Origin of the sequence: Streptomyces sp. NPDC047886, from assembly GCF_043204435.1 — a bacterium.
Taxonomy (GTDB): domain Bacteria; phylum Actinomycetota; class Actinomycetes; order Streptomycetales; family Streptomycetaceae; genus Streptomyces.
Map to the genome: position 1 here is coordinate 206,400 of NZ_JBIDCF010000001.1, position 22,820 is coordinate 229,219.

Genomic DNA, 22,820 nt, shown 5'->3' on the forward strand with positions numbered 1-22,820 from the left:
CGGCGACTCGAAGGAGAGCGCGATGGTCAGCAAGCCGCCCGCGGGCGACCCGGTCCAGGACGCCCCGCAGGTCGGCGCCGTCCAGCACTCGGCCGCCGGTCTGGCGGCGGTCGCCCACACCCTGCGCGTCGCCCAGCAGCAGATGGGCGTCTCGCGCACCGCCCGTACGCTGCGCAAGGTCAACCAGAAGGACGGCTTCGACTGCCCTGGCTGCGCCTGGCCCGAGGGTGACAAGCGGCACGTGGCGGAGTTCTGCGAGAACGGGGCGAAGGCGGTCGCCGAGGAGGCGACGCTGCGCCGGGTCACACCCGACTTCTTCGCCGCGCACCCGGTCGCGGACCTGGCCGGCCGCAGCGGTTACTGGCTGGGGCAGCAGGGCCGGATCACCCAGCCCATGTACCTGCCCGAGGGCGCCGACCGGTACGAGGCGGTCACCTGGGACCGGGCGTTCGCGATCATCGCGGAGGAGCTGACCGCGCTCGACTCACCCGACGAGGCCGTCTTCTACACCTCGGGCCGCACCAGCAACGAGGCGGCGTTCCTGCTCCAGCTCTTCGCCCGCGAGTTCGGCACGAACAATCTGCCGGACTGCTCCAACATGTGCCACGAGTCGTCCGGGTCCGCGCTCAACGAGACGATCGGCATCGGCAAGGGCAGCGTGTCGCTGGAGGACCTGCACCACGCCGATCTGATCATCGTCGCCGGGCAGAACCCGGGCACGAACCATCCGCGCATGCTGGTCGCCCTGGAGAAGGCCAAGGCCGAGGGCGCGAAGATCATCTCGGTGAACCCGCTGCCCGAAGCGGGCCTGGAGCGGTTCAAGAACCCGCAGACCCCCAAGGGGATGATCAAGGGCGCCGCGCTGACCGATCTGTTCCTCCAGATCCGTATCGGCGGTGACCAGGCACTCTTCCGTCTCCTCAACAGACTGGTGCTGGACACCGAGGGGGCCGTCGACGAGGAGTTCGTCGCCGCCCACACCCACGGGTTCGAGGAGTTCGCGGCCGCCGCCCGCACCGCCGACTGGGACGAGACGCTCGCCGCGACCGGCCTGGACCGCGCCGCGATCGAACAGGCCCTGCGGATGGTCCTCGCCTCCCGGCGCACCATCGTGTGCTGGGCCATGGGCCTCACCCAGCACAAGCACTCCGTGGCCACCATCCGGGAAGTGGTCAACCTGCTGCTGCTGCGCGGCGCCATCGGCCGGCCCGGCGCCGGCGTGTGCCCCGTGCGCGGCCACTCCAACGTGCAGGGCGACCGCACGATGGGCATCTTCGAGCGGCCCGCACCCGCGTTCCTCGACGCCCTGGACAGGGAATTCGGCATCACCTCGCCCCGCCACCACGGATACGACGTCGTCCGCGCCATCCGGGCGCTCCGCGACGGCCGGGCGAAGGTGTTCTTCGCGATGGGCGGCAACTTCGTCGGCGCCACCCCCGACACCGACGTCACCGAGGCCGCGATGCGCCGCGCCCGGCTGACCGTGCACGTGTCGACCAAGCTGAACCGGTCCCACGCCGTCACCGGCGCACGCGCGCTGATCCTGCCCACCCTCGGCCGCACCGACAAGGACGTCCAGGCGAGCGGCAAGCAGTTCGTGACCGTCGAGGACTCCATGGGCCTGGTGCACGCCTCGCGCGGCAACCTGCCCCCGGCGAGCCCCCACCTGCTGTCGGAGCCGGCCATCGTGGCGCGCATGGCCCGCGCCGTCCTCGGGACCGCGTCGGCCACCCCGTGGGAGGAGTTCGAGAAGGACTACGGCACCATCCGCGACCGCATCGCGCGCGTGATCCCCGGCTTCGAGGACTTCAACACCCGTGTCGACCGGCCCGGCGGCTTCGCCCTGCCGCACGCCCCGCGCGACGAGCGCCGCTTCCCCACCGCCACGGGCAAGGCCAACTTCACCGCCGCGCCCGTCGAGTACCCGCGGGTGCCGGAAGGCCGGCTGCTGCTGCAGACGCTGCGCTCGCACGACCAGTACAACACCACCGTCTACGGACTGGACGACCGGTACCGGGGCATCAGGGGCGGTCGCCGTGTCGTCCTCGTCCACCCGGACGACGCCCGGGACCGGGGCCTGGCCGACGGCGCGTACGTCGACCTCGTCGGCGAGTGGACCGACGGGACCGAGCGCCGCGCCCCCGGATTCCGTGTCGTGCACTACCCCACCGCCCGGGGCTGCGCCGCCGCCTACTACCCGGAGACCAACGTGCTGGTGCCGCTGGACTCGACCGCGGACGTCAGCAACACCCCCGCCAGCAAGTCCGTCATCGTCCGTCTGGAACAATCACCGACCGCCTAAGCGTTCGCTCAGGCAGATGAGCCGTACGACGACGAACGGAGCAGGGCCCCATGGGCGAGCAGAGCCGAACCAAGTTCCCGCAAGAGGTCATCGACGAGTACGCCGCACTCGGCGTCGACCTGCCCGCGCTCTTCTCCGCCGGGCACCTCGGCACCCGCATGGGCGTCCAGATCGTGGAGGCGTCCGCCGACCGCGTCGTCGGCACCATGCCGGTCGAGGGCAACACCCAGCCGTACGGGCTGCTCCACGGCGGCGCCTCCGCCGTACTCGCCGAGACCCTCGGCTCCGTCGGCTCCATGCTGCACGGCGGCTCCGGGAAGATCGCCGTCGGCGTCGACCTGAACTGCACCCACCACCGCGGGGTCCGCTCCGGGCTGGTCACCGGGGTGGCCACCCCGGTCCACCGCGGCCGCTCCACCGCCACGTACGAGATCGTCATCACCGACGAGCACGACAAGCGGGTCTGCACCGCGCGTCTGACCTGCCTGCTCCGCGAGGTCACCGCCAAGGACGCCGAGAAGGTGCCCGAGGCCGGCCTCGACGGCGCCACCGGCTGACCCGCCCACCCGCCCGGGGCGGCGGCACGCCCCCACCCGCCGGGGGCGGGGGCAGCGACCCGCCGCCCGCCCCGGTGGGTGACGCAGCGTACGAACCCGGCCGCTCCCCCGCCCCTCGGCCGCACCCCCGTACACCCCGCCCGGCCGCCCGTCCGAGACCCCGAGGCACCTCGGACCGCGCCCCCTCCACCCCGGCCGGACCGTCCGCTTTTCGCCACCCCGCCGCCGCTCACCGGACACCCGCTGTGACCGCTCCCACAGCCAACCCGGAGCCGCGACGGCACCGTTGCGCCGGACCCCGCCGCCCCCGGCGACACCGCTCGCCCCCCGCGCCCGCACAACGCGCACCCCGTCGCTGAGAGTTGGCGCACCCGACGCCCGGCGTCCACGGCCCCGTATCCCCGGCGTCCGGGCATGACGTCAGCACCGCCGGGCCGGACGTCCCGCACACCGACGCGCACCCTGGCCCGCTCGGCCCTTGCGCCCGCCGGACGCAGCACTCCACGGAGCGCCCGCACCCACCGCGAACCGGTCAACTCCGCGCTCCCGAAGGCGAGTTCGGCCACCGGGCCGTACGTCCCGCCCACCATCACCGGACCCGGGAAGAGCTGGCAGGACGCACCCGGGGCGGCCACCGACAGCAGGCTCTGCCACGTGGCCGGAACGAGACCCTCAGAGCCGTCGCCGTCGCCTCCCGCACCGAACGGACGCACTCGGGACCCGCCGCCGACGACCGCCTCACCGCCACCGGGACACAGCGCCGCCGCGCCGACCGCCACCGCGACGGCGGACCCGCCCGGCACCCCTGGAGACACCCTCCACCGAACCCGCGTTCGTCACACTGCGTAACATTCATGACATGCGGCGAACCCCCACCCCACCCCTCCCGAAGGACGCGGTGCGCACACTTCCCCCATAACTCGACCCGGCGCGCCGGCCCCCCGCCGTCAGCACCATGATCCCCTCAAGCCCCTTAGCAGTACTGCATGTTCTCGCCATGTGAGAAGAAAGCCGACCCCGCGAAGACACATGTAGAGACCACGAACCAGTGATCCATGGCCACGGCATAACAAGAGAGTCACATCCTGCCCAGGGCGCTCCCCGACCGCCCCACCTGCGCTTAGAGTCACGGCCAGTCACCGCGCCGCCGGGCGCGTCTGCAAGCAAGACACCCGGACCACCCCCAGTACGCCCCGGCGAAGGAAACGGCACCTCACCAGAGGAAGGCCGCGCCAGGGAAAGGATTCATCGTGCGACACCGTTCCTTGCTCATGCTCACCACCGTGATAACCACGGGAGCACTCACCCTCTCCGCCTGCGGTTCGCGCGACGACAAGGGCGGGGACTCCGCCGGAGGCGGCAACACCACCGTCGTCATCGGCCTCGACGCCCCGCTCACCGGCGACCTCTCCGCCCTCGGCCTCGGCATCAAGAACTCCGTCGACCTGGCCGTCCGCACGGCCAACGAGAAGGAGTACGTCAAGGGCATCACCTTCAAGTTCGAAGCCCTCGACGACCAGGCCCAGCCCTCCTCCGGCCAGCAGAACGCCACCAAGCTCGTCGCCAACAAGGACGTACTCGGTGTCGTCGGCCCCCTGAACTCCTCCGTCGCCGAGTCGATGCAGAAGGTCCTCGACGACGCCAAGCTCGTCCAGGTCTCCCCGGCGAACACCAACCCGGCACTGACCCAGGGCCCCAACTGGAACACCGGCGACAAGAAGCGCACCTACAACGCGTACTTCCGCACCGCCACCACCGACGCCATCCAGGGCCCCTTCGCCGCCCAGTACATCGTCAACAAGGCCAAGAAGACCAAGGCCTTCATCATCGACGACAAGAAGACCTACGGCGCCGGCCTGGCCGCCACCTTCAAGGCCGAGTTCGAGAAGCTCGGCGGCAAGGTCGTCGGCACCGACCACGTCAACCCGGAGGCCAAGGACTTCAGCGCCGTCGCCACCAAGGTCAAGAGCTCCGGCGCCGACGTCGTCTACTACGGCGGCGAGTACCCCGCCGGCGGCCCGCTCAGCAAGCAGATCAAGGAAGCCGGCGCCAAGGTCGTCGTCGCCGGCGGCGACGCCCTCTACAGCGCCGAGTACATCAAGCTCGCCGGCACCGGAGCCAACGGCGACATCGCCACCTCCGTCGGCGCGCCGATCGAGACCCTCGACTCCGCCAAGGAGTTCCTGGCCAACTACAAGAAGGCCAACTTCAAGGAGGCCTACGAGGCCTACGGCGGCTACTCCTACGACTCCGCCTGGGCCATCATCGAGGCCGTCAAGAAGGTCGTGGACGCCAACGGCGGCAAGCTCCCCGAGAAGGACGCCCGCGCCAAGGTCGTCGAGGCCATGCAGGGTGTCTCCTTCGACGGCGTGACCGGCAAGGTCTCCTTCGACGAGTTCGGTGACACCACCAACAAGCAGCTCACCGTCTACACCGTCGAGAACGGCGCCCACAAGTCGGTCGAGTCCGGCACGTTCACCGGCTGATCCACCGAAACCCCACACGACCCACCCCCTTCGCCGCGCGGGGCGCCGCACCAGGCGCCCCGCGCGGTGTCACATTCGTCCACAGTCTCGGAGGACAATGCGGTGAACGAACTGCCGCAGCAGCTGGTCAACGGCCTGCTCCTGGGATCCATGTACGGGCTGGTCGCCATTGGCTACACGATGGTCTACGGCATCGTCCAGCTCATCAACTTCGCCCACGGCGAGATCTTCATGACCGGCGGCTTCGGCGCCCTCACGGTCTGGCTGATCCTGCCCGGCGGCACCACCATGTGGCTCGCCCTGCCACTCATGATCATCGGCGCCGTCATCGTCGCCACCCTCGTCGCCGTCGGAGCCGAACGCTTCGCCTACCGCCCCCTCCGCGGCGGACCACGACTCGCCCCCCTCATCACCGCCATCGGCCTCTCCCTCGCCCTCCAGCAGGCGGTCTGGGCCTGGTACCCCGAAGCCAAGTCCGCCCGCACCTTCCCCCAGCTCGACGGCGGCCCCTTCGAACTCGGCAGCGTCACCATCCAGACCGGCGACGTCTTCCTCCTCATAGCCGCCCCCGTCTGCATGGCCTTCCTCGGCTACTTCGTCATGCGCACCCGCACCGGCCGCGGCATGCAGGCCACCGCGCAGGACCCCGACACCGCCAAGCTCATGGGCGTCAACACCGACCGCATCATCGTGATCGCCTTCGCCCTGGGCGCCACGTTCGCCGCCGTCGGAGCCGTCGCCTACGGCCTCAAGTACGGCATCGTCGACTACCGGATGGGCTTCCTCCTCGGCCTCAAGGCCTTCACCGCGGCCGTCCTCGGCGGCATCGGCAACATCTACGGCGCCATGATCGGCGGACTCGTCCTCGGCATCGCCGAAACCATGGCCACCGCCTACATCAACCACATCCCCGGCATGCAGCAGCTCGGCGGCCAGTCCTGGGCCGACGTCTGGGCCTTCGTACTCCTCATCGTCGTACTCCTCGCCAGGCCACAAGGCATCCTCGGCGAGCGCGTCGCGGACAGGGCGTGAGCACCATGACCACACAGACCAGCACCACCACCCCGGCCGAGACCACCGCCACGCCCCGGCAGACGGGACTCATCCCCAAACTGCCCGCCGGCACCGCACGCGCCCTCGCCACCGGCGGCGGAGCCCTCACCGCCCTCAGCGCCTTCCTCGCCTGGACCTGGACACCCGCCTTCCCCGGCAACCTCACCGTCTACGGCTACCCCGGCGGCCTCCAGTGGCAGGTCCTCGTCGCCGGCGCCCTCACCGCACTCCTCGGCCTCGCCTCCTACGGAGTCAAGGGCACCCGCTGGCTGATCCCCGCCGGCGCCGACGCGGCCATCAAACTCGCCGCACTCGCCGCCTTCACCACCGCCTGGTACACGATCCTCGCCATCAGCGTCCAGCTCGGCGGCCTCATCAACCTCGAACCCGGCGGCTACATCGTCGCGGCGACCTCCCTCGCCGCACTCATCGGCGCCCTCGCCCTGCCGTTCGACCGCCCCGAAGCCAGCCCAGGCGACCCCGACGACGCCGGCTGGGACCAGTTCAAGCACCACACCCGCGACAACCTCACCACCCTCAGGGCCGCCTTCGCCACCGGCCCCGTCAAGCCCCTGCGCGCCCTGCCGTCCTACGTCGAGATCCTCATCATCACGGGCATCCTCGCCCTCGCCCTCGGCGTCTTCACCTACGGCATCGGCACCGAGTACGACGAACTCTTCATCGGCTTCCTCATCACCGCCGGTTTCGGCGTCGCCGCCCTCCACAAGGCCGGCCTCTTCCAACAGGCCACCCGCCTCACCGGCAAACACCAGAGCCTCACCATCGCCGGCGCCTTCATCGCCGCCGCCCTCTTCCCCTTCACCCAGACCGACGACCAGTACGCCACCCTCGGCGTCTACATCCTGATCTTCGCCACCGTCGCCCTCGGCCTCAACATCGTCGTCGGCCTCGCCGGACTCCTCGACCTCGGCTACGTCGCCTTCCTCGGCGTCGGCGCCTACGCGGCCGCCCTCGTCTCCGGCGCCCCCACCTCCCCCTTCGGTGTCCAGTTCCCCTTCTGGGCCGCCGTCCTCTTCGGAGCCGCCGCCTCCCTCGTCTTCGGCGTCCTCATCGGCGCCCCCACCCTCCGACTCCGCGGCGACTACCTCGCCATCGTCACCCTCGGATTCGGTGAGATCTTCCGCATCGCCGTCATGAACACCGACGGCACCAGCGGCCCCGACATCACCAACGGCAGCAACGGCATCGCCTCCATCCCGAACCTCAACATCTTCGGATTCGACTTCGGCGCCGAACACTCCATCGCCGGATTCACCATCGGACGCTTCGCCAACTACTTCTTCCTGATGCTGCTCATCATGGCCGTCGTCGTCCTCGTCTTCCGGCGCAGCGGCGACTCCCGCATCGGCCGCGCCTGGGTCGCCATCCGCGAGGACGAGACCGCCGCACTCGCCATGGGCATCAACGGCTTCCGCGTCAAGCTCATCGCCTTCGCGCTCGGCGCCTCCCTCGCCGGCCTCGCCGGCACCGTCCAGGCCCACGTCACCTACACCGTGACCCCCGAGCAGTACCTCTTCGCCGGACCCATCCCGCCCAACTCCGCCTTCCTCCTCGCCGCCGTCGTCCTCGGCGGCATGGGCACCATGAGCGGACCCCTGGTCGGCGCGGCCCTGCTCTTCCTCATCCCCAACAAGCTCCAGTTCCTCGGCGAGTACCAGCTCTTCGCCTTCGGACTCGCGCTCATCCTCCTCATGCGATTCCGCCCCGAAGGGCTCATCCCCAACCGACGCCGCCAGCTCGAATTCCACGAGAACGAGGAAGCGCCCGCCACCCTCACCAAGGCAGGTGCCTGAACATGACCACCACCACCGAGACCACCACCCAGACCGCCCCCACCGGCGAGACCGTCCTCGACGCCCGAGGCGTCACCATGCGCTTCGGCGGCCTCACCGCCGTACGCGGCGTCGATCTCACCGTCAACAGCGGCGAGATCGTCGGGCTCATCGGCCCCAACGGCGCCGGCAAGACCACCTTCTTCAACTGCCTCACCGGCCTCTACATCCCCACCGAGGGCGAAGTCCGGTACAAGGGCCAGGTCCTGCCCCCCAAGTCCTTCAAGGTCACCGCCGCCGGCATCGCCCGCACCTTCCAGAACATCCGGCTCTTCGCCAACATGACCGTCCTGGAGAACGTGCTCGTCGGCCGCCACACACGCACCAAGGAAGGCCTCTGGTCCGCCCTCCTCCGCGGCCCCGGCTTCCACAAGGCCGAAGCCACCTCCCGCGCACGCGCCATGGAACTGCTCGAGTTCGTCGGCCTCGACCACAAGGCCGAACACCTCGCGCGCAACCTCCCCTACGGCGAACAGCGCAAGCTCGAGATCGCCCGCGCGCTCGCCAGCGAACCCGGCCTCCTCCTCCTGGACGAGCCCACCGCCGGCATGAACCCGCAGGAGACCCGCGCCACCGAGGAACTCGTCTTCGCCATCCGCGACATGGGCATCGCCGTCCTCGTGATCGAGCACGACATGCGCTTCATCTTCAACCTCTGCGACCGCGTCGCCGTCCTCGTCCAGGGCGAGAAGCTCATCGAAGGCGACAGCCACACCGTCCAGAGCGACGAACGCGTCATCGCCGCCTACCTCGGCGAACCCTTCGAAGGCGCCCCCGGCGACGAGGAGGCCGCCGAGGTCGCCGCCGCCGAAGCCACGGCGGAAGCCGCCGCGGACGCCCCGGCGACGGACGACACCCCGGCCGGCACGGACGAGGCGGACGAGGCGGACGAGCCGACCGACGAGGCCGACGAGGCCGACGAAGCCGACGGCACGGACGCGGCGGACGAAGACGACGACACCCCGGCAGCCGACACCACCATCGGTGACACCACCAGCGGTGAGAGCGACAGCGGTGACAGCGACACCGACACCGCTCCGGCCCCCGGATCCGGCAAGGAGAACGACGCATGACCGCACTGCTGGAAGTCGAGGACCTCCGCGTCGCCTACGGCAAGATTGAGGCCGTCAAGGGCATCTCGTTCACCGTCGACGCGGGCGAAGTCGTCACCCTCATCGGCACCAACGGCGCCGGCAAGACGACCACCCTCCGCACGCTCTCCGGACTCCTCAAGCCCGTCAGCGGCCAGATCAAGTTCAACGGCAAGTCCCTGAAGAAGATCCCCGCCCACCAGATCGTCTCCCTCGGACTCGCCCACTCCCCCGAAGGACGGCACATCTTCCCCAGGATGAGCATCGAGGACAACCTCCTCCTCGGCGCCTTCCTCCGCAAGGACACCGAGGGCATCGCCAAGGACGTCCAGCGCGCCTACGACCTGTTCCCCATCCTCGGCGAACGCCGAAAGCAGGCCGCGGGCACCCTCTCCGGCGGCGAACAGCAGATGCTCGCCATGGGCCGCGCCCTCATGTCACAGCCCAAACTGCTCATGCTCGACGAGCCCTCCATGGGCCTCTCCCCGATCATGATGCAGAAGATCATGGCCACCATCGCCGAGCTGAAGGCCCAGGGCACGACCATCCTCCTGGTCGAGCAGAACGCCCAGGCCGCCCTCTCCCTCGCCGACCAGGGCCACGTCATGGAGATCGGCAACATCGTCCTCTCCGGCAGCGGACAGGACCTGCTCCACGACGAATCCGTACGCAAGGCCTACCTCGGCGAGGACTGACCCCGCGCCCACGCCTTACGCACACGCCTTACGCACACGACGAGGCCCGCCCCACGCACCTGCCGTACGGGGCGGGCCTCGCCGCAACCACGACCACGACCACGGCTGCCGGAGCTACTGCCCCTTCGCGGCCTTCTTCTCCTCGGCGTCCTCGATGACCGCCTCCGCCACCTGCTGCATCGACATCCGCCGATCCATCGACGTCTTCTGGATCCACCGGAACGCCGCCGGCTCCGACAGCCCGTACTGCGTCTGCAGGATGCTCTTCGCCCTGTCCACCAGCTTCCGCGTCTCCAGCCGCTGCGAGAGGTCCGCGACCTCCTTCTCCAGCGCCTTCAGCTCCGCGAACCGCGACACCGCCATCTCGATCGCCGGCACCACGTCGCTCTTGCTGAACGGCTTCACCAGATACGCCATGGCACCGGCGTCCCGCGCCCGCTCCACCAGGTCGCGCTGCGAGAACGCGGTCAGCATCAGTACCGGGGCGATCGACTCGCCGGCGATCTTCTCCGCCGCCGAGATGCCGTCCAGGACGGGCATCTTCACGTCCAGGATCACCAGGTCCGGGCGGTGCTCCCGCGCCAGTTCCACGGCACGGGCACCGTCACCGGCCTCGCCGACGACCGTGTAGCCCTCCTCCTCCAGCATCTCTTTGAGGTCGAGGCGGATGAGGGCCTCGTCCTCGGCGATGACGACGCGCGTCGTCAGCGGCGGGACGTGCGACTTGTCGTCGTCGGCGACAGGCTGGGGCGACTCGGGGGCGGTCACGTGGGCTCCTTGTGACGAGGCGGTGCAGCTCCCCCGAGCCTACCTAGCTGAAGGACGTGTTGGTCACCGGGTACACTCCGACCAGCGACCTTGCCGGGTTGGTGGAACGGCATACACGGATGTCTCAAACACATCTGCCCGAGAGGGCTTGCGGGTTCGAATCCCGCACCCGGCACCACAAGCGGATGTTCACCTTCGCATGAACGTCCGCTTTTTGCTACGCACCGCGACGCACCGCCACGCAGAGTGGCGTCCATGGACTTCCATGGACCAGAGGTACGGCAGCGCGCGCTCACGCTGCTGCGGGACGGCGTGAAGAACGCGGACGTCGCGCGCAGACTCGATGTGCCACTCGGCACGATCGGCTACTGGAAGCACGAGGACCGGGCGAAGCGCGGCGAGTGCCCCGGCCGGCGCATCCCTCGGTGTCCCCGGTGCCACGACCGGGAGCTCGACGAAGCCGCGTACGCGTACCTTCTCGGGCTCTACCTGGGCGACGGCCACATAAGCCAGCCCTCCGGACACCGGGCGCCCAGCCTCATGATCGCCCTTGACGATGCCTGGCCGGGCATTCAGGACATGGCCGAGGCAGCCATGCGAGCCGTGTTCCCGGACAACCGAACCTGCCGGATCCGAAGGACCGGATGCCACAACATCAAGGTCTACTTCACACACCTCGCGTGCCTGTTTCCGCAGCACGGACCCGGCAGGAAGCACGAGCGGCGCATCGAGCTCGAAGGCTGGCAGCAGGACATCGTGGACGCGTACCCGTGGGAGTTCGTGCGGGGGCTCGTCCACTCCGACGGGTGCCGGATCACGAACTGGACGACTCGCCTCGTCGGCGGCGAGCGGAAGCGGTACGAGTATCCCCGGTACTTCTTCACCAACGTGTCCGACGACATCCGGCGCCTCTACACCGACACCCTGGACACGCTGGGCGTCGAGTGGCGGCGGTGCGTTCGGGACGGGAATCCGTACAACATCTCCGTCGCCCGGAGGGCGTCCGTCGCGTTGATGGACGCCCATGTGGGCGCGAAGTACTAGGTCTAGCGCACGGGGTCGCCGATGCGGTGGACGCGGACGAGGTTGGTGGAGCCCGCGACGCCGGGGGGTGAGCCGGCGGTGATGACGACGATGTCGCCCTTCTGGCAGCGGCCGATCCTGAGCAGTTGCTCGTCCACCTGGGCGACCATGGCGTCCGTCGACTCGACGTGGGGGCCGAGGAAGGTCTCGACGCCCCAGGTGAGGTTGAGTTGGGAGCGGGTGGCGGGGTCGGGGGTGAAGGCGAGGAGGGGGATGGGTGAGCGGTAGCGGCTGAGGCGGCGGACGGTGTCGCCGGACTGGGTGAAGGCGACGAGGAACTTCGCGCCGAGGAAGTCGCCCATCTCGGCGGCGGCTCGGGCGACGGCGCCGCCCTGGGTGCGGGGTTTGCTGCGTTCGGTGAGCGGCGGGAGGCCCTTGGCGAGGACGTCTTCCTCGGCTGCCTCGACCACGCGGCTCATGGTGCGGACGGTTGCGACGGGGTAGCGGCCGACGCTGGTCTCGCCGGAGAGCATGACGGCGTCGGTGCCGTCGATGACGGCGTTGGCGACGTCGCTGGCTTCGGCGCGGGTGGGGCGGGAGTTCTCGATCATCGAGTCGAGCATCTGGGTGGCGACGATGACCGGTTTGGCGTTGCGCTTGGCGAGTTTGATGGCGCGCTTCTGGACGATGGGGACCTGTTCGAGGGGCATTTCGACGCCGAGGTCGCCGCGGGCGACCATGATGCCGTCGAAGGCGGCGACGATGCCGTCGATGTTCTCGACCGCTTGGGGTTTTTCGATTTTCGCGATGACGGGGACGCGGCGGCCCTCTTCGTCCATGACGCGGTGGACGTCCTGGATGTCGCGGCCGGTGCGGACGAAGGAGAGGGCGATGATGTCGGCGCCGGTGCGGAGGGCCCAGCGGAGGTCGTCGATGTCCTTGTCGGAGAGGGCGGGGACGGAGACGGCCACTCCGGGGAGGTTGAGGCCCTTGTTGTCGGAGACGAGGCCGCCTTCGCTGACGCGGGTGTGGACGCGGGGGCCGTCGACGGCGGTGACTTCGAGGCTGACGCGGCCGTCGTCGACGAGGATGCGTTCGCCGGGGGTGACGTCGTCGGCGAGGCCGGGGTAGGTGGTTCCGCAGGTGGTGCGGTCGCCTTCGACGGTTTCTGTGGTGATGGTGAACGGGTCGCCGCGTTCAAGGAGTACGGGTCCTTCGCGGAAGCGTCCGAGGCGGATCTTCGGGCCTTGAAGGTCGGCGAGTACGCCGACGCTGCGGCCGGTTTCGTCGGAGGCTTTGCGGACGCGTGCGTAGCGTTCTTCGTGGTCGGCGTAGGTGCCATGGCTGAGGTTGAGCCGGGCGACGTCCATGCCGGCTTCGACCAGGGCCTTGATCTGGTCGTATGTGTGGGTGGCTGGGCCCAGGGTGCAGACGATTTTGGCTCGGCGCATGGTTCGAGCCTAGGGCTTACCGGCGGGTAGCGATGGGCCTGTGTGTGGCTGTTCAACAGCCTTTGCGGGAAAGGCTGTTGACAAGTGTTGAATTGTGCAGGGGGGTGCTCCGATGAGCGCCGGGGGTGGGCGGTTCAGATGGTCGGGGGGTGCAGGGTGAAGCGGGCGTGGACGTGTGCGGTGATGGTCTGGCGTTGGGGTTCGAGGTCGAGTGGTGGGGGTGTGTCGGGGGCGGCTTCGGTGGCGAAGGCCATGCGGCTGGTGCCGGCGTAGGGGCCGGGGTGGCCGGGGGTGTCGGTGTCGGTGAGTTCGAGGAGGGCGGTGAGGTGGGTGCCGAGTGCCTGGGCGTAGGCGCGGGCGCGGTGGAGGGCGTTGTCGACGGCTTGGCGGTGGGCCTGGTCGTGGGCGGGTGAGTGGGGGTGGAGGGTCCACCAGGGGCCGTCGACGCGGGTGAGTTCGAGGTCGGCGAGGCGGGTGGTGAGTTCGCCGAGTGCGGTGAAGTCGTTGAGGGTGGCGGTGAGGTGGACCGTGCCGTGGTGGGTGCGGATGTGTTCGCCCCGGCCGTGGCGGGTGAGTTGGGGGGTGAGGGTGAGGGTGCCTGTTTCGAGGGCGTGGAGGGCGTCACCGTAGGACTTGATGAGGTTGATGGCGGTGGTGTTGCGGCGGGTGAGGTCGGCGAGGGTGGTGGCGCGGTCGGTTCCGCGGGCGGTGATGGTGACGGTGATGCGGGCGAGTTCGGGGTCGACTTCGAGGTGGGCTTCGCCGCGGACGGCGAGGTGGGGTGTGGCGGGGGTGGGGTGAGCGGGAGGGGTGGGCTGGGTGGGGTGGGGTGGCGTGGTGGTCATGGGTGCTGTTTTCCGTAGCGGTCATCGGATCGAAACCTTGCGGGGGTGTTCGGGAGGGTGGCCGGCATGAGAATCTACGCGCGTCAAGTGGCTGTGGAGCAAGGGAAGCAAGGGAGTCCTGATGCCGCTGAACCGTAGGTCGTTTCTGGAGCGGTCGGCCGCCGTGGGTGCTGGTGTCGCTGTGGCGGGTGGCGTGACCGCGCCGGCCGCCGAGGCCGCGGCGGCGGGCGCGACGGGGAAGGGGAAGACGCAGAAGCGGTACTCCTTCACCGTGATGGGGACGACGGATCTGCACGGAAACGTCTTCAACTGGGACTACTTCACTGACCGGGAGTTCGACGACAAGGCGCACAACGACGTCGGTCTGGCGAAGATCTCGACGCTCGTGAACCGGGTCCGGGCGGAGAAGGGGCGGCGGAACACGCTGCTGATCGACGCGGGTGACACCATCCAGGGCACCCAGCTGTCGTACTACTACGCCAAGGTCGATCCGATCACGGCGGAGTCGGGTCCGGTGCACCCGATGGCGCAGGCGATGAACGCGATCGGGTACGACGCGGCGGCGCTGGGCAACCACGAGTTCAACTACGGCATCCCGCTGCTGCGGAAGTTCGAGGAGCAGTGCGACTTCCCGCTGCTGGGGGCGAACGCGCTGGACGCGAAGACGCTGCGCCCGGCGTTCGCGCCGTACAGCATGCACCGGCTGCGGACGCCGTGCGGGCGGGACGTGCGGGTGGCGGTGCTCGGGCTGACGAACCCCGGCATCGCGATCTGGGACAAGGCGCACGTCAGCGGCCAGATGGTGTTCCCGGGGCTGGAGGAGCAGGCCGCGCACTGGGTGCCGAGGCTGCGGTCCATGGGCGCGGACGTGGTGCTGGTGTCGGCGCATTCGGGGTCGAGCGGCACGTCGTCGTACGGGGATCAGCTGCCGTACATCGAGAACGCGGCGGCGCTGGTGGCGGAGCAGGTCCCGGGGATCGACGCGATCCTGGTGGGCCACGCCCATACGGAGATCCCGGAGTACCGGGTGACGAACAGGCGGACCGGCAAGGACGTGGTCCTGTCGGAGCCCCTGAAGTGGGGCCAGCGGCTGACGCTGTTCGACATCGACGTGGTGTGGTCGAAGGGCCGCTGGGTGGTCGAGAAGGTCGGCGCGCAGGTGCTTAACTCGAACACGGTGGATGAGGACCCGGAGATCGTGAAGCTGCTGGGTGACGAGCACGAGAAGGTCGTGGCGTACGTCAACCAGGTGATCGGCACGTCGCCGGTGCAGATGTCGACGGCGCAGGCGCCGTGGCGGGACGAGCCGATCATCGATCTGATCAACCACGTCCAGGCGGAGACGGTGAAGGCCGCTCTGGCGGGCGGGGCGCATGCGGCGCTGCCGGTGCTGTCGCAGGCGTCGTGTTTCTCGCGGTCGGCGGCGATACCGGCGGGCCAGGTGACGATCCGGGACGCGGCGGGGCTGTATCCGTTCGAGAACACGCTGGAGGCGCGGCTGCTGACGGGTGCGCAGCTGAAGGACTATCTGGAGTATTCGGCGAAGTACTACGTGCGGACGCCGGCGGGGGCGCCGGTGGACACGGCGAAGCTGACGAACGCGGACGGTACGCCGGATTACAACTACGACGCGGTGTACGGGTTGACGTACGACATCGACATCGCCCAGCCGGTGGGGTCGCGGATCGTGGACCTGTCGTTCGAGGGTGCGCCGGTCGATCCGGCGGCGGAGTTCGTGCTGGCGGTGAACAACTACCGGGCGAGTGGTGGTGGTGCGTTCCCGCATGTGGCGGGGGCGAAGCAGCTGTGGGCGAATTCGGATGAGATCCGGAACACGATCATTCAGTGGGTGCGGGCGCAGGGGGCTGTCGACCCGGGCCGGTTCGCCTCGGTGGGGTGGAGGCTGACCCGGGACGGTGTGCCGGTGTTCTCGTCCGCGCTGTCGTGAACGGCGTGGTCCGGGCGTGGCCCGGGGGTGTTCCGGGCACTGCCTAGGTGTGTTGGCTGAGCGGCGTGAGCCGGTGTCCCTGGTGGGGTACCTCGGGGGGCTCGCGCCGTTCCAGTCCGAAGCTGGTGAACGCGGTGCGGTGGGGCAGGGGGTAGGGGTCCTTGCCGGTGAGGGTGTTGAGGATGTCGGCGCTGCGCCAGGCGGTGAGGCCGAGGGCGGTGGTGCCCGCGCCGTGGGTGTGGGTTTCGGCGTTCTGTACGTAGAGGGAGCCGGTGACGGAGGGGTCGAGGACCAGGCGGTGGTGGTCGTCGATACGGGGGCGGTCCCGTGAGTCGCGGCGCAGGTAGGGGTCGAGGCCGGCGAGGATGCGGCTCAGGGGGCGTTCGCGGTAGCCGGTGGCGAGGACGACGGCGTCGGTGGTGATGCGGGAGCGGGTGCCTTGCCTGGTGTGTTCGAGGTGGAGTTCGACTTTGGTGGTGGCGATGCGGCCGGCGGTGCGGACGCGGACGCCGGGGGTGAGGACGGCGTCGGGCCAGCCGCCGTGCAGGCTGCGGCGGTAGAGCTCGTCGTGGATGGCGGCGATGGTGTCGGTGTGGATGCCCTGGTGGAGTTGCCATTGCCGGGGGACGAGGTCGTTGCGCGCGGGTTCGGGCAGGGCGTGGAAGTAGCGGGTGTAGTCGGGGGTGAGGTGTTCCTGGCCGAGCTTGGAGTGCTCGGTGGGGGCGAAGCCTTCGGTGCGGGTGAGCCAGTGGATGCTCTCGCGGCCGGGTGGGCGGTCGCGCAGGAGGTCGAGGAAGATCTCGGCGCCCGACTGTCCGGAGCCGATGACGGTGATGTGTGCGGCGGTGCGGAGCAGGTCGCGGTGGTGGAGGTAGTCGGCGGAGTGGAAGACGGGCACGGTGGGGGCGTCGACGAGTGGTTTGAGGGGGTCGGGGATGTGGGGTTCGGTGCCGATGCCGAGGGCGATGTGGCGGGTGTGGGTGCGGCCGAGGGCTTCGGCTTCTCCGTCGGGGTCGAGTTGGGTGTAGTCGACTTCGAAGAGGTTGTGTTCGGGGTTCCAGCGGACGGCGTCGACCTGGTGGTTGAAGTGCAGGTCGGGGAGGTGGTCGCTGACCCAGCGGCAGTAGGCGTCGTATTCGGCGCGCTGGATGCGGAAGCGTTCGGCGAGGTAGAAGGGGAAGAGTCGTTCGCGGCTGCGGAGGTAGTTGAGGAACGACCAGGGGTTGGTGGGGTCGGCGAGGGTGACGAGGTCGGCGAGGAAGGGGCTTTGGAGGGTGGTTCCTTCGATGAGCAGGCCGGGGTGCCAGTGGAAGGCGGGGCGCTGCTCGTAGAAGGCGGCGGTGAGGTGGGGGCCGTCGTCGTGGCGGGTGCGGAGGCCGTGGGCGAGGGCCGCGAGGGAGAGGTTGGCGGGGCCGATGCCGATGCCGACGAGGTCGTGGGCGCGGTCTGGTTCGTGGGGGTGGGTGCGGGTGCCGGTCATCGGGTGTCGCCTTCCACGGGTGCGTGACGTTCCGTGGGTCAGCGTGTACCGGTTGTGGTGGGGGTGTGCGGGGTGTGGGGTGATCGCAACCCGAACGGGGGAATGGGGGTTGCACCCCGGCCGTCCGCTGGTCGCGGGTGGCCGGGGCGCCTGTCGTGCCGTGGTGGGTGTGCCTGGTGGTGTGCCCGTTGCTGGGCCCGTTGGTGGTGTGCCCCCGGGCCGGTGGTGTGCCCCCGGGGGTCAGGCTCGGCGTACGTGGAGGGCGCGGCGGAGGTCGTCGAGGCGGTCGACGAGCTGGCGGCGCAGGGCGGGGGTGAGGTCGTCGTGGGTGAGGTGCTGCTCGCCGAGGCGGAGGGTGTCGGGGTCGGCGGCGTGGACGGGGAACGCGTAGCGGCCGGTGGCCGTGGCGATGGCGGGGCCGCGGCGGGCGGCGATGGCGGTGGCGTCGGTGAAGTAGCGGGGGATGTAGTCGCGTACGAGGTCGGCCTGTTCGGGCTGCCAGAAGCCTTGGGCGGTGGCGGTGAACAGGTAGTTGGAGAGGGTGTCGTCGTGGAACATGCTGTTCCAGGCGGCTTGTTTGGCCTCGGTGGTGGGGAGTGCGGCGCGGCAGCGGGCTGCGCCTTCCTGGCCGGTGGCGCTGGTGTCGCGGTCGAGTTCGGCGCTGATGGCGGTGTCGTCGGTGGCGCCGAGGACGGCGAGGCGGTGGAGGATGCGCCAGCGCAGTTCGGGGTCGAGATCGGGTCCGCCGGGGACGGTGCCGTCGGCGAGCCATGCCTGCAGGGCGTTGGGCTGGCCGGCGGCGTCGATGAAGTGGCGTACGGCGGTGAGGCGTAGGCCGGGGTTGTGGCCGTCCTCGGTGCGGCGGATGAGGTCGCGGGTGAGGTCGGTGAGGAGGGTGAGGGCGGCGGGGCGGTCGCCGGGGTTGAGGTACTGGTCGGCGATGTGGGTGCGGGCGAACGCGAGGACGCCTTGCACGATGGCGAGGTCGGTCTCCTCGGGGAGGTGGGCGCGGGCGGTCTCCAGGTACGTGCCGGGCTGGAGTTCGCCGTCGCGGACCATGTCGCGCAGGGCGTTCCACAGGACCGCGCGGGTGAGCGGGTCGGGGATGCCGGACAGGCCGCGCAGGACGGTCTCCTCGGACTGCTGGTCGAGGCGGACCTTGGCGTAGGTGGCGTCGCCGTCGTTGAGGACGAGGAGGGCGGGGCGCCGGCCGTGGGCGGTGGAGACGGCGGGGACGGTGGTGACGCCGGAGGAGGCGGGGGCGGCGTCAGTGGGGGCGGCGTCGGTGGGGGCGGTCTGGGGGACGTCGATCTCGAACCGGTCCCGGAGGACGAGGCCGCGGCCGTCGAGGGGGTCGCGGTCGAAGGCGCCGACGGTGACGCGGTGGGGGCGGCTGCCCCGCCGGCCGACGGCGAGGTGCCACTTCCCCTCGCTTTCGGTGATCTCCGGGGTGAGCGTGTCGACACCGGTGGTACGGAGCCACTGGTCGGCCCAGCCGTGGACATCGCGGTCGGTGGCGGAGGCGAGGTTGTCGATGAAGTCGGCGAGGGTGGCGTTGCCGAACTTGTGCCGGGCGAAGTGGGTGTTGATACCGGCGAGGAAGTCCTTCTCCCCCATCCAGACGACGAGCTGGCGCAGGGCGGAGGCGCCCTTGGCGTAGGAGATGCCGTCGAAGTTCAGGAGGGCGGACGCGGTGTCGGGGACGGCGTCGGGGTCCGGGGCGACGGGGTGGGTGGAGGGTCGCTGGTCGGCGTCGTATCCCCAGGCCTTGCGGGCGACCCCGAAGTCGATCCAGGTGTCGGGATAGCGGGTGGTGGCTTCGTTGACGGTCTGGTAGCCCATGTACTCGGCGAAGGACTCGTTGAGCCAGATGTCGTCCCACCACTGCAGGGTGACGAGGTCGCCGAACCACATGTGGGCCATCTCGTGGGCGATGACCATGGCACGGGTCTGGCGTTCGGTGACGGTGACGGCGGAGCGGTAGACGAACTCGTCGCGGAAGGTGACGAGGCCGGGGTTCTCCATGGCGCCGGCGTTGAACTCGGGGACGAACGCCTGGTCGTAGGAGTCGAAGGGGTACGGCTCGTCGAACTTCTCGTGGTAGCGGTCGAAGCACTGCCGGGTGACGTCGAGGATCTCGTCGGCGTCGGCGTCGAGATGGGGGGCGAGGGAGCGGCGGCAGTGGATACCGAAGGGCAGGCCCGCGTGCTCGGCGCGGATCGAGTGCCAGGGGCCGGCGGCGACGGCCACCAGGTAGGTGGAGATGAGGGGGGTGGGGGCGGCTGTCCAGCGGCCGTCGCCCTGGTGGGTGGTGATGCCGTTGGCGAGGACGGTCCAGCCGGCGGGGGCGGTGACGGTGAGGTCGAAGACCGCCTTCAGGTCGGGCTGGTCGAAGGCGGGGAACACGCGCTGGACGTCGTCCATGAACAGCTGGGTGTAGACGTAGGTCTCGCCGTCGGTGGGGTCGGTGAAGCGGTGCATGCCTTCGCCGGTGCGGGAGTAGCGCATCGTGGCGTCGATGTGCAACTCGTGGTCGCCCTCGCTGAGGCCGGTGAGGGGCAGGCGGTTGTCGGCGAGGGTCTCGGGGTCGAGGGGATGCCCGTCGAGGGTGACGCTCCGCAGCGTTGCCGGCTTGAGCTCGACGAAGGTGTCGCCCTGGGTGCGGGCGGTGAAGCGGATGACGGTGGTGGAGTCGAAGGTGTCGTCGCCGGTGGTGAGATCGAGGTGGATCGTGTACCGGCGGATGTCGAGGAGCTGGGCTCGGGTCTGCGCTTCGTCGCGCGTCAGTACGGGCATGGGCCCATGCTGCCCGATGGGGTGGGCGGTGGTCAGGGGGATTCCGCTGACAGCGTGCGCGGGCCCGAGGGGGGGGTGGCGGGGCCGCCCGACGGGGTGAGTGCTGGGCGGTGGGGTGGTGGGGGGTGTGGGGTGTAGGCGGTGGGGGTGTGGGGTGTAGGCGGTGGGGTGGACGCGCGAACAGGGGTGGGGTTACCGTCCGTCGTCGTCCGTGTCGCCGTCATCGTCGGCGGCCGCGTCGTGGTCGGCGGCGGCTCCGGCGGCTCCGGCGGCTCCGGCGGCTCCGGCGGCTCCGGCGGCTCCGGCGGCTCCGGCGAGGGTCTCGTGGTGCCGGATGACCTCGGCGATGATGAAGTTCAGCAGCTTCTCGGCGAACGCCGGGTCGAGGTTCGCGCTCTCGGCGAGCTGGCGCAGGCGGCCGATCTGGCGCGCCTCACGGGCCGGGTCGGCGGGCGGGAGCTGGTGGCGGGCCTTGAGCAGACCGACCTGCTGGGTGCATTTGAACCGTTCTGCCAGCATATGGACGACCGCCGCGTCGATGTTGTCGATGCTCTCCCGCAGCCGGGTCAGCTCTGCGTGGACGGACTCGTCGATGTCGCTGGTGCTCATGGGAGGCGAGCTTAGACGGGTCCGCCAGTGAGGGTCGGCGGGTGTTCGGGATCCGGGATCCGGTCGCTCCAGCCGCCCGGGACGGCTCTGCTCTGCTGGGCGCGGAAGCGGACCGGAGGGGTGCCGACACGGCGGGTGAACAGCCGCGAGAAGTACGCGGGGTCGTCGTAGCCGACGCGGCGGGCGACGGCGGCGACCGGGAGTTCGGTGGCGGTGAGCAGCTCCTTGGCGCGGCCGAGCCGGATGCCGAGGAGGTAGTCCTTGGGGCCGCAGCCGGCGCTGCGGCGGACGGCGGTGCGCAGTTCGGCGGGGGTCATGCCGTGGCGGGCGGCGTGTTCGGCGACGGTCATGGGGCGGCAGGCGTCGCGGGCGAGGGCTTCGAGTACGGGGGCGCCGTCGGCGTCGGTGTCGGCGCGGGCGCGGCGCAGGGCGACGAGGAGCTCGTGGACGGCGGCGGCGGTCTCCACTTCGAGGAAGGGGTTGCCGCGGCGGGCGGCGCGGACGATCCGGCCGATGGCGGTGCGGGCGCCGGCGGTGTCGGAGAGCGGGACGACGGGGCGGTCGGTGTCGATGTAGCCGAGTTCGGTGTAGGTGGTGGTGGCCGGTCCCGTGAAGTCGACGAAGCTCTCGTCCCACCCGGTGTGCGGGTCGGGGGCGTAGTGGTGCGGTACGCCGGGGGTGAGCCAGAGCAGGGCGGGCGCGGTGACGGTGACGCGGCGTCCGTCGGCGGTCCGGTACCAGCCGCCGCCCGCGGAGACGACGACGGCCACGTGGTGGTCGAGGGTGCGGGGCCCGACGGTGGGCAGGGTGCCGTGCTGGAGGCCGACGCCGAGGCAGACGAGGCCGAGTCGCAGATGCTGCGCGCTGGGGGTGAAGTAGCGCATCCAGGTGTGGTACATCCGTCCCCTCCTGGTCGGCCGTGGCTGTCGTGCCGGGATGTACGGCGGGGCGGGCCCGGCCGGATGCCGGGCCCGCCCGTCTGGCGAGGATGTGCATGCGGGGGCGGGTGCGGGTACCGGTGTGGGTGCCGGGGCCCGCCTGGGTGCCGGGGCCTTACAGCCCGGCCGCGGCCGACTTGATGGCGGAGGCGAAGGTGGACACCTCGGTGTAGACACCCGGGTAGTTGGGCCGTGCGCAGCCGTAGCCCCAGCTCACGATGCCGACCTGGATCCAGGCTCCGGCGTTGTCGCGGCGGAACATGGGGCCGCCCGAGTCGCCCTGGCAGGTGTCGACGCCGCCGCTGGTGTAGCCGGCGCAGATCTCCTCGGCCGGGATGAGGTCGTTGCCGTAGGACTGCCGGCAGCTGGCGTCGGAGACGAACGGCACCTGCGCCTTGAGCATGTACCGCTGCTGGCTGCCGCCTTCGCGGTTGGCGCCCCATCCGGCGACGGTGAACGTGCCGCTGTTGTACTCGGTGGTCGTGGCGATGTTCAGGGTGGGCAGGTTGATGGGCTGGGCGAGCTTGATCAGGGCCCAGTCCTTGCCCTGGCCGTTGTAGCCGGGGGCCTGGAGGACCTTGGTGGACCTGACCTTGATGGCGGAGCTGCTCTGGAGGTCGACGACGCCGGCGGTGGCGGTGATCGAGGTGTTGTTGCCGGAGCCGTTGACGCAGTGCGCGGCGGTCAGGACGACCTGCGGGCTGATGAGGGAGCCGCCGCAGCCCATGGAGAGGCGGACCATCCACGGGAACTCGCCCTGCGCCGCTCGGGTCCCGCCGACGACGGGCGCGGGTGCGGCCGTCGCGGTGGCGGGCTGGAGGCTGACCGCGGCGATGACGACGGCGCCGGCCGCGACGAGTCTTTTGAAGGTGCGCAGAAGGTTCTTCAATTCTCTGCCTTTCGTGGGGGGTTGTGCCGTGCGTGC

Annotated in this window: 17 protein-coding genes and 1 tRNA gene; 10 read left to right on the top strand and 8 right to left on the bottom strand. The window is 70.2% G+C overall.

What is annotated here, in order from left to right; genetic code table 11:
• The first annotated feature begins 22 nt into the window (after positions 1-22).
• The 7 genes from ACGF5U_RS00945 (at position 23) to ACGF5U_RS00975 (ending at position 10,037) form a co-directional block, all read left to right on the top strand.
• The gene (locus ACGF5U_RS00945) at positions 23-2,302 is read left to right on the top strand and encodes an FdhF/YdeP family oxidoreductase (RefSeq protein ID WP_392714122.1); all 2,280 of its coding nucleotides are present in this window, start codon (positions 23-25) and stop codon (positions 2,300-2,302) included.
• Positions 2,303-2,352: 50 nt separating this feature from the next.
• Complete coding sequence (locus ACGF5U_RS00950; protein WP_392714121.1) at positions 2,353-2,859, top strand: PaaI family thioesterase; 507 nt, start codon at positions 2,353-2,355, stop codon at positions 2,857-2,859.
• 1,250 nt (positions 2,860-4,109) lie between these two features.
• Complete coding sequence (locus tag ACGF5U_RS00955) at positions 4,110-5,345, top strand: branched-chain amino acid ABC transporter substrate-binding protein (protein ID WP_392714120.1); 1,236 nt, start codon at positions 4,110-4,112, stop codon at positions 5,343-5,345.
• 102 nt (positions 5,346-5,447) lie between these two features.
• Positions 5,448-6,377 carry a branched-chain amino acid ABC transporter permease gene (locus ACGF5U_RS00960; RefSeq protein WP_392714119.1) on the top strand — a complete coding sequence of 310 codons (930 nt, stop codon included), beginning with the start codon at positions 5,448-5,450 and terminating at the stop codon, positions 6,375-6,377.
• Positions 6,378-6,382: 5 nt separating this feature from the next.
• On the top strand, positions 6,383-8,212 hold the full coding sequence (locus ACGF5U_RS00965) for a branched-chain amino acid ABC transporter permease (RefSeq protein WP_392714118.1): 1,830 nt from the start codon (positions 6,383-6,385) through the stop codon (positions 8,210-8,212).
• A gap of 2 nt (positions 8,213-8,214) precedes the next feature.
• The gene (locus ACGF5U_RS00970) at positions 8,215-9,324 is read left to right on the top strand and encodes an ABC transporter ATP-binding protein (RefSeq protein ID WP_392714116.1); all 1,110 of its coding nucleotides are present in this window, start codon (positions 8,215-8,217) and stop codon (positions 9,322-9,324) included.
• Entirely contained in the window at positions 9,321-10,037 is a 717-nt protein-coding gene (locus ACGF5U_RS00975) for an ABC transporter ATP-binding protein (RefSeq protein ID WP_392714114.1), read from the top strand. The genes ACGF5U_RS00970 and ACGF5U_RS00975 overlap by 4 nt, the downstream gene beginning before the upstream one ends.
• A 114-nt stretch (positions 10,038-10,151) precedes the next feature.
• Here the strand turns inward: ACGF5U_RS00975 and ACGF5U_RS00980 are convergent, their stop codons facing one another.
• Positions 10,152-10,805 (bottom strand): ANTAR domain-containing response regulator, encoded by a 654-nt coding sequence (locus ACGF5U_RS00980; RefSeq protein ID WP_392714112.1) that lies wholly within the window; start codon positions 10,803-10,805, stop codon positions 10,152-10,154.
• Positions 10,806-10,897: 92 nt separating this feature from the next.
• Between ACGF5U_RS00980 and ACGF5U_RS00985 the strand changes: the two genes are divergently transcribed.
• Together ACGF5U_RS00985 and ACGF5U_RS00990 are read left to right on the top strand one after the other, a co-directional pair.
• Positions 10,898-10,983 (top strand) — tRNA-Leu (locus tag ACGF5U_RS00985).
• Between the two features lie 77 nt (positions 10,984-11,060).
• On the top strand, positions 11,061-11,849 hold the full coding sequence (locus tag ACGF5U_RS00990; protein ID WP_392714110.1) for a helix-turn-helix domain-containing protein: 789 nt from the start codon (positions 11,061-11,063) through the stop codon (positions 11,847-11,849).
• A gap of 2 nt (positions 11,850-11,851) precedes the next feature.
• Here the strand turns inward: ACGF5U_RS00990 and pyk are convergent, their stop codons facing one another.
• Both pyk and ACGF5U_RS01000 read right to left on the bottom strand, forming a co-directional pair.
• A complete protein-coding gene (gene pyk, locus ACGF5U_RS00995) occupies positions 11,852-13,279 on the bottom strand; it encodes a pyruvate kinase (RefSeq protein ID WP_392714108.1) in 1,428 nt (475 codons plus the stop codon).
• 134 nt (positions 13,280-13,413) lie between these two features.
• Complete coding sequence (locus ACGF5U_RS01000; RefSeq protein ID WP_392714106.1) at positions 13,414-14,124, bottom strand: SIMPL domain-containing protein; 711 nt, start codon at positions 14,122-14,124, stop codon at positions 13,414-13,416.
• 121 nt (positions 14,125-14,245) lie between these two features.
• Between ACGF5U_RS01000 and ACGF5U_RS01005 the strand changes: the two genes are divergently transcribed.
• Positions 14,246-16,072, top strand: a complete 1,827-nt coding sequence (locus tag ACGF5U_RS01005; protein ID WP_392714105.1) for a bifunctional metallophosphatase/5'-nucleotidase — start codon at positions 14,246-14,248, stop codon at positions 16,070-16,072.
• 43 nt (positions 16,073-16,115) lie between these two features.
• Here ACGF5U_RS01005 and ACGF5U_RS01010 read toward each other — a convergent pair whose 3' ends face one another.
• The 5 genes from ACGF5U_RS01010 to ACGF5U_RS01030 all read right to left on the bottom strand — a co-directional run bounded on the left by ACGF5U_RS01010 (position 16,116) and on the right by ACGF5U_RS01030 (position 22,784).
• Positions 16,116-17,552: a lysine N(6)-hydroxylase/L-ornithine N(5)-oxygenase family protein gene (locus ACGF5U_RS01010; RefSeq protein WP_392714103.1), complete on the bottom strand. Its 1,437-nt coding sequence runs from the start codon at positions 17,550-17,552 to the stop codon at positions 16,116-16,118.
• A 240-nt stretch (positions 17,553-17,792) separates the two neighbouring features.
• Positions 17,793-20,348: an aminopeptidase N gene (gene pepN, locus ACGF5U_RS01015; protein WP_392714101.1), complete on the bottom strand. Its 2,556-nt coding sequence runs from the start codon at positions 20,346-20,348 to the stop codon at positions 17,793-17,795.
• Positions 20,349-20,540: 192 nt separating this feature from the next.
• Complete coding sequence (locus ACGF5U_RS01020) at positions 20,541-20,957, bottom strand: chorismate mutase (RefSeq protein ID WP_392714100.1); 417 nt, start codon at positions 20,955-20,957, stop codon at positions 20,541-20,543.
• A gap of 11 nt (positions 20,958-20,968) precedes the next feature.
• Positions 20,969-21,856: a helix-turn-helix domain-containing protein gene (locus ACGF5U_RS01025; RefSeq protein ID WP_392714099.1), complete on the bottom strand. Its 888-nt coding sequence runs from the start codon at positions 21,854-21,856 to the stop codon at positions 20,969-20,971.
• A 154-nt stretch (positions 21,857-22,010) separates the two neighbouring features.
• Positions 22,011-22,784: a S1 family peptidase gene (locus tag ACGF5U_RS01030; protein WP_392714098.1), complete on the bottom strand. Its 774-nt coding sequence runs from the start codon at positions 22,782-22,784 to the stop codon at positions 22,011-22,013.
• Between the last annotated feature and the right edge of the window lie 36 nt (positions 22,785-22,820).

What these genes read in the sequence shown, in the direction of transcription:
- ACGF5U_RS00945 (WP_392714122.1), top strand. Translation starts at nt 23, where the DNA reads ATGGTCAGCAAGCCGCCCGCGGGCGACCCGGTCCAGGACGCCCCGCAG.
- ACGF5U_RS00950 (WP_392714121.1), top strand. Translation starts at nt 2,353, where the DNA reads ATGGGCGAGCAGAGCCGAACCAAGTTCCCGCAAGAGGTCATCGACGAG.
- ACGF5U_RS00965 (WP_392714118.1), top strand. Translation starts at nt 6,383, where the DNA reads ATGACCACACAGACCAGCACCACCACCCCGGCCGAGACCACCGCCACG.
- ACGF5U_RS00970 (WP_392714116.1), top strand. Translation starts at nt 8,215, where the DNA reads ATGACCACCACCACCGAGACCACCACCCAGACCGCCCCCACCGGCGAG.
- ACGF5U_RS00975 (WP_392714114.1), top strand. Translation starts at nt 9,321, where the DNA reads ATGACCGCACTGCTGGAAGTCGAGGACCTCCGCGTCGCCTACGGCAAG.
- ACGF5U_RS00990 (WP_392714110.1), top strand. Translation starts at nt 11,061, where the DNA reads ATGGACTTCCATGGACCAGAGGTACGGCAGCGCGCGCTCACGCTGCTG.
- pyk (WP_392714108.1), bottom strand. Translation starts at nt 13,279, where the DNA reads ATGCGCCGAGCCAAAATCGTCTGCACCCTGGGCCCAGCCACCCACACA.
- ACGF5U_RS01000 (WP_392714106.1), bottom strand. Translation starts at nt 14,124, where the DNA reads ATGACCACCACGCCACCCCACCCCACCCAGCCCACCCCTCCCGCTCAC.
- ACGF5U_RS01005 (WP_392714105.1), top strand. Translation starts at nt 14,246, where the DNA reads ATGCCGCTGAACCGTAGGTCGTTTCTGGAGCGGTCGGCCGCCGTGGGT.
- ACGF5U_RS01010 (WP_392714103.1), bottom strand. Translation starts at nt 17,552, where the DNA reads ATGACCGGCACCCGCACCCACCCCCACGAACCAGACCGCGCCCACGAC.
- pepN (WP_392714101.1), bottom strand. Translation starts at nt 20,348, where the DNA reads ATGCCCGTACTGACGCGCGACGAAGCGCAGACCCGAGCCCAGCTCCTC.
- ACGF5U_RS01020 (WP_392714100.1), bottom strand. Translation starts at nt 20,957, where the DNA reads ATGAGCACCAGCGACATCGACGAGTCCGTCCACGCAGAGCTGACCCGG.
- ACGF5U_RS01025 (WP_392714099.1), bottom strand. Translation starts at nt 21,856, where the DNA reads ATGTACCACACCTGGATGCGCTACTTCACCCCCAGCGCGCAGCATCTG.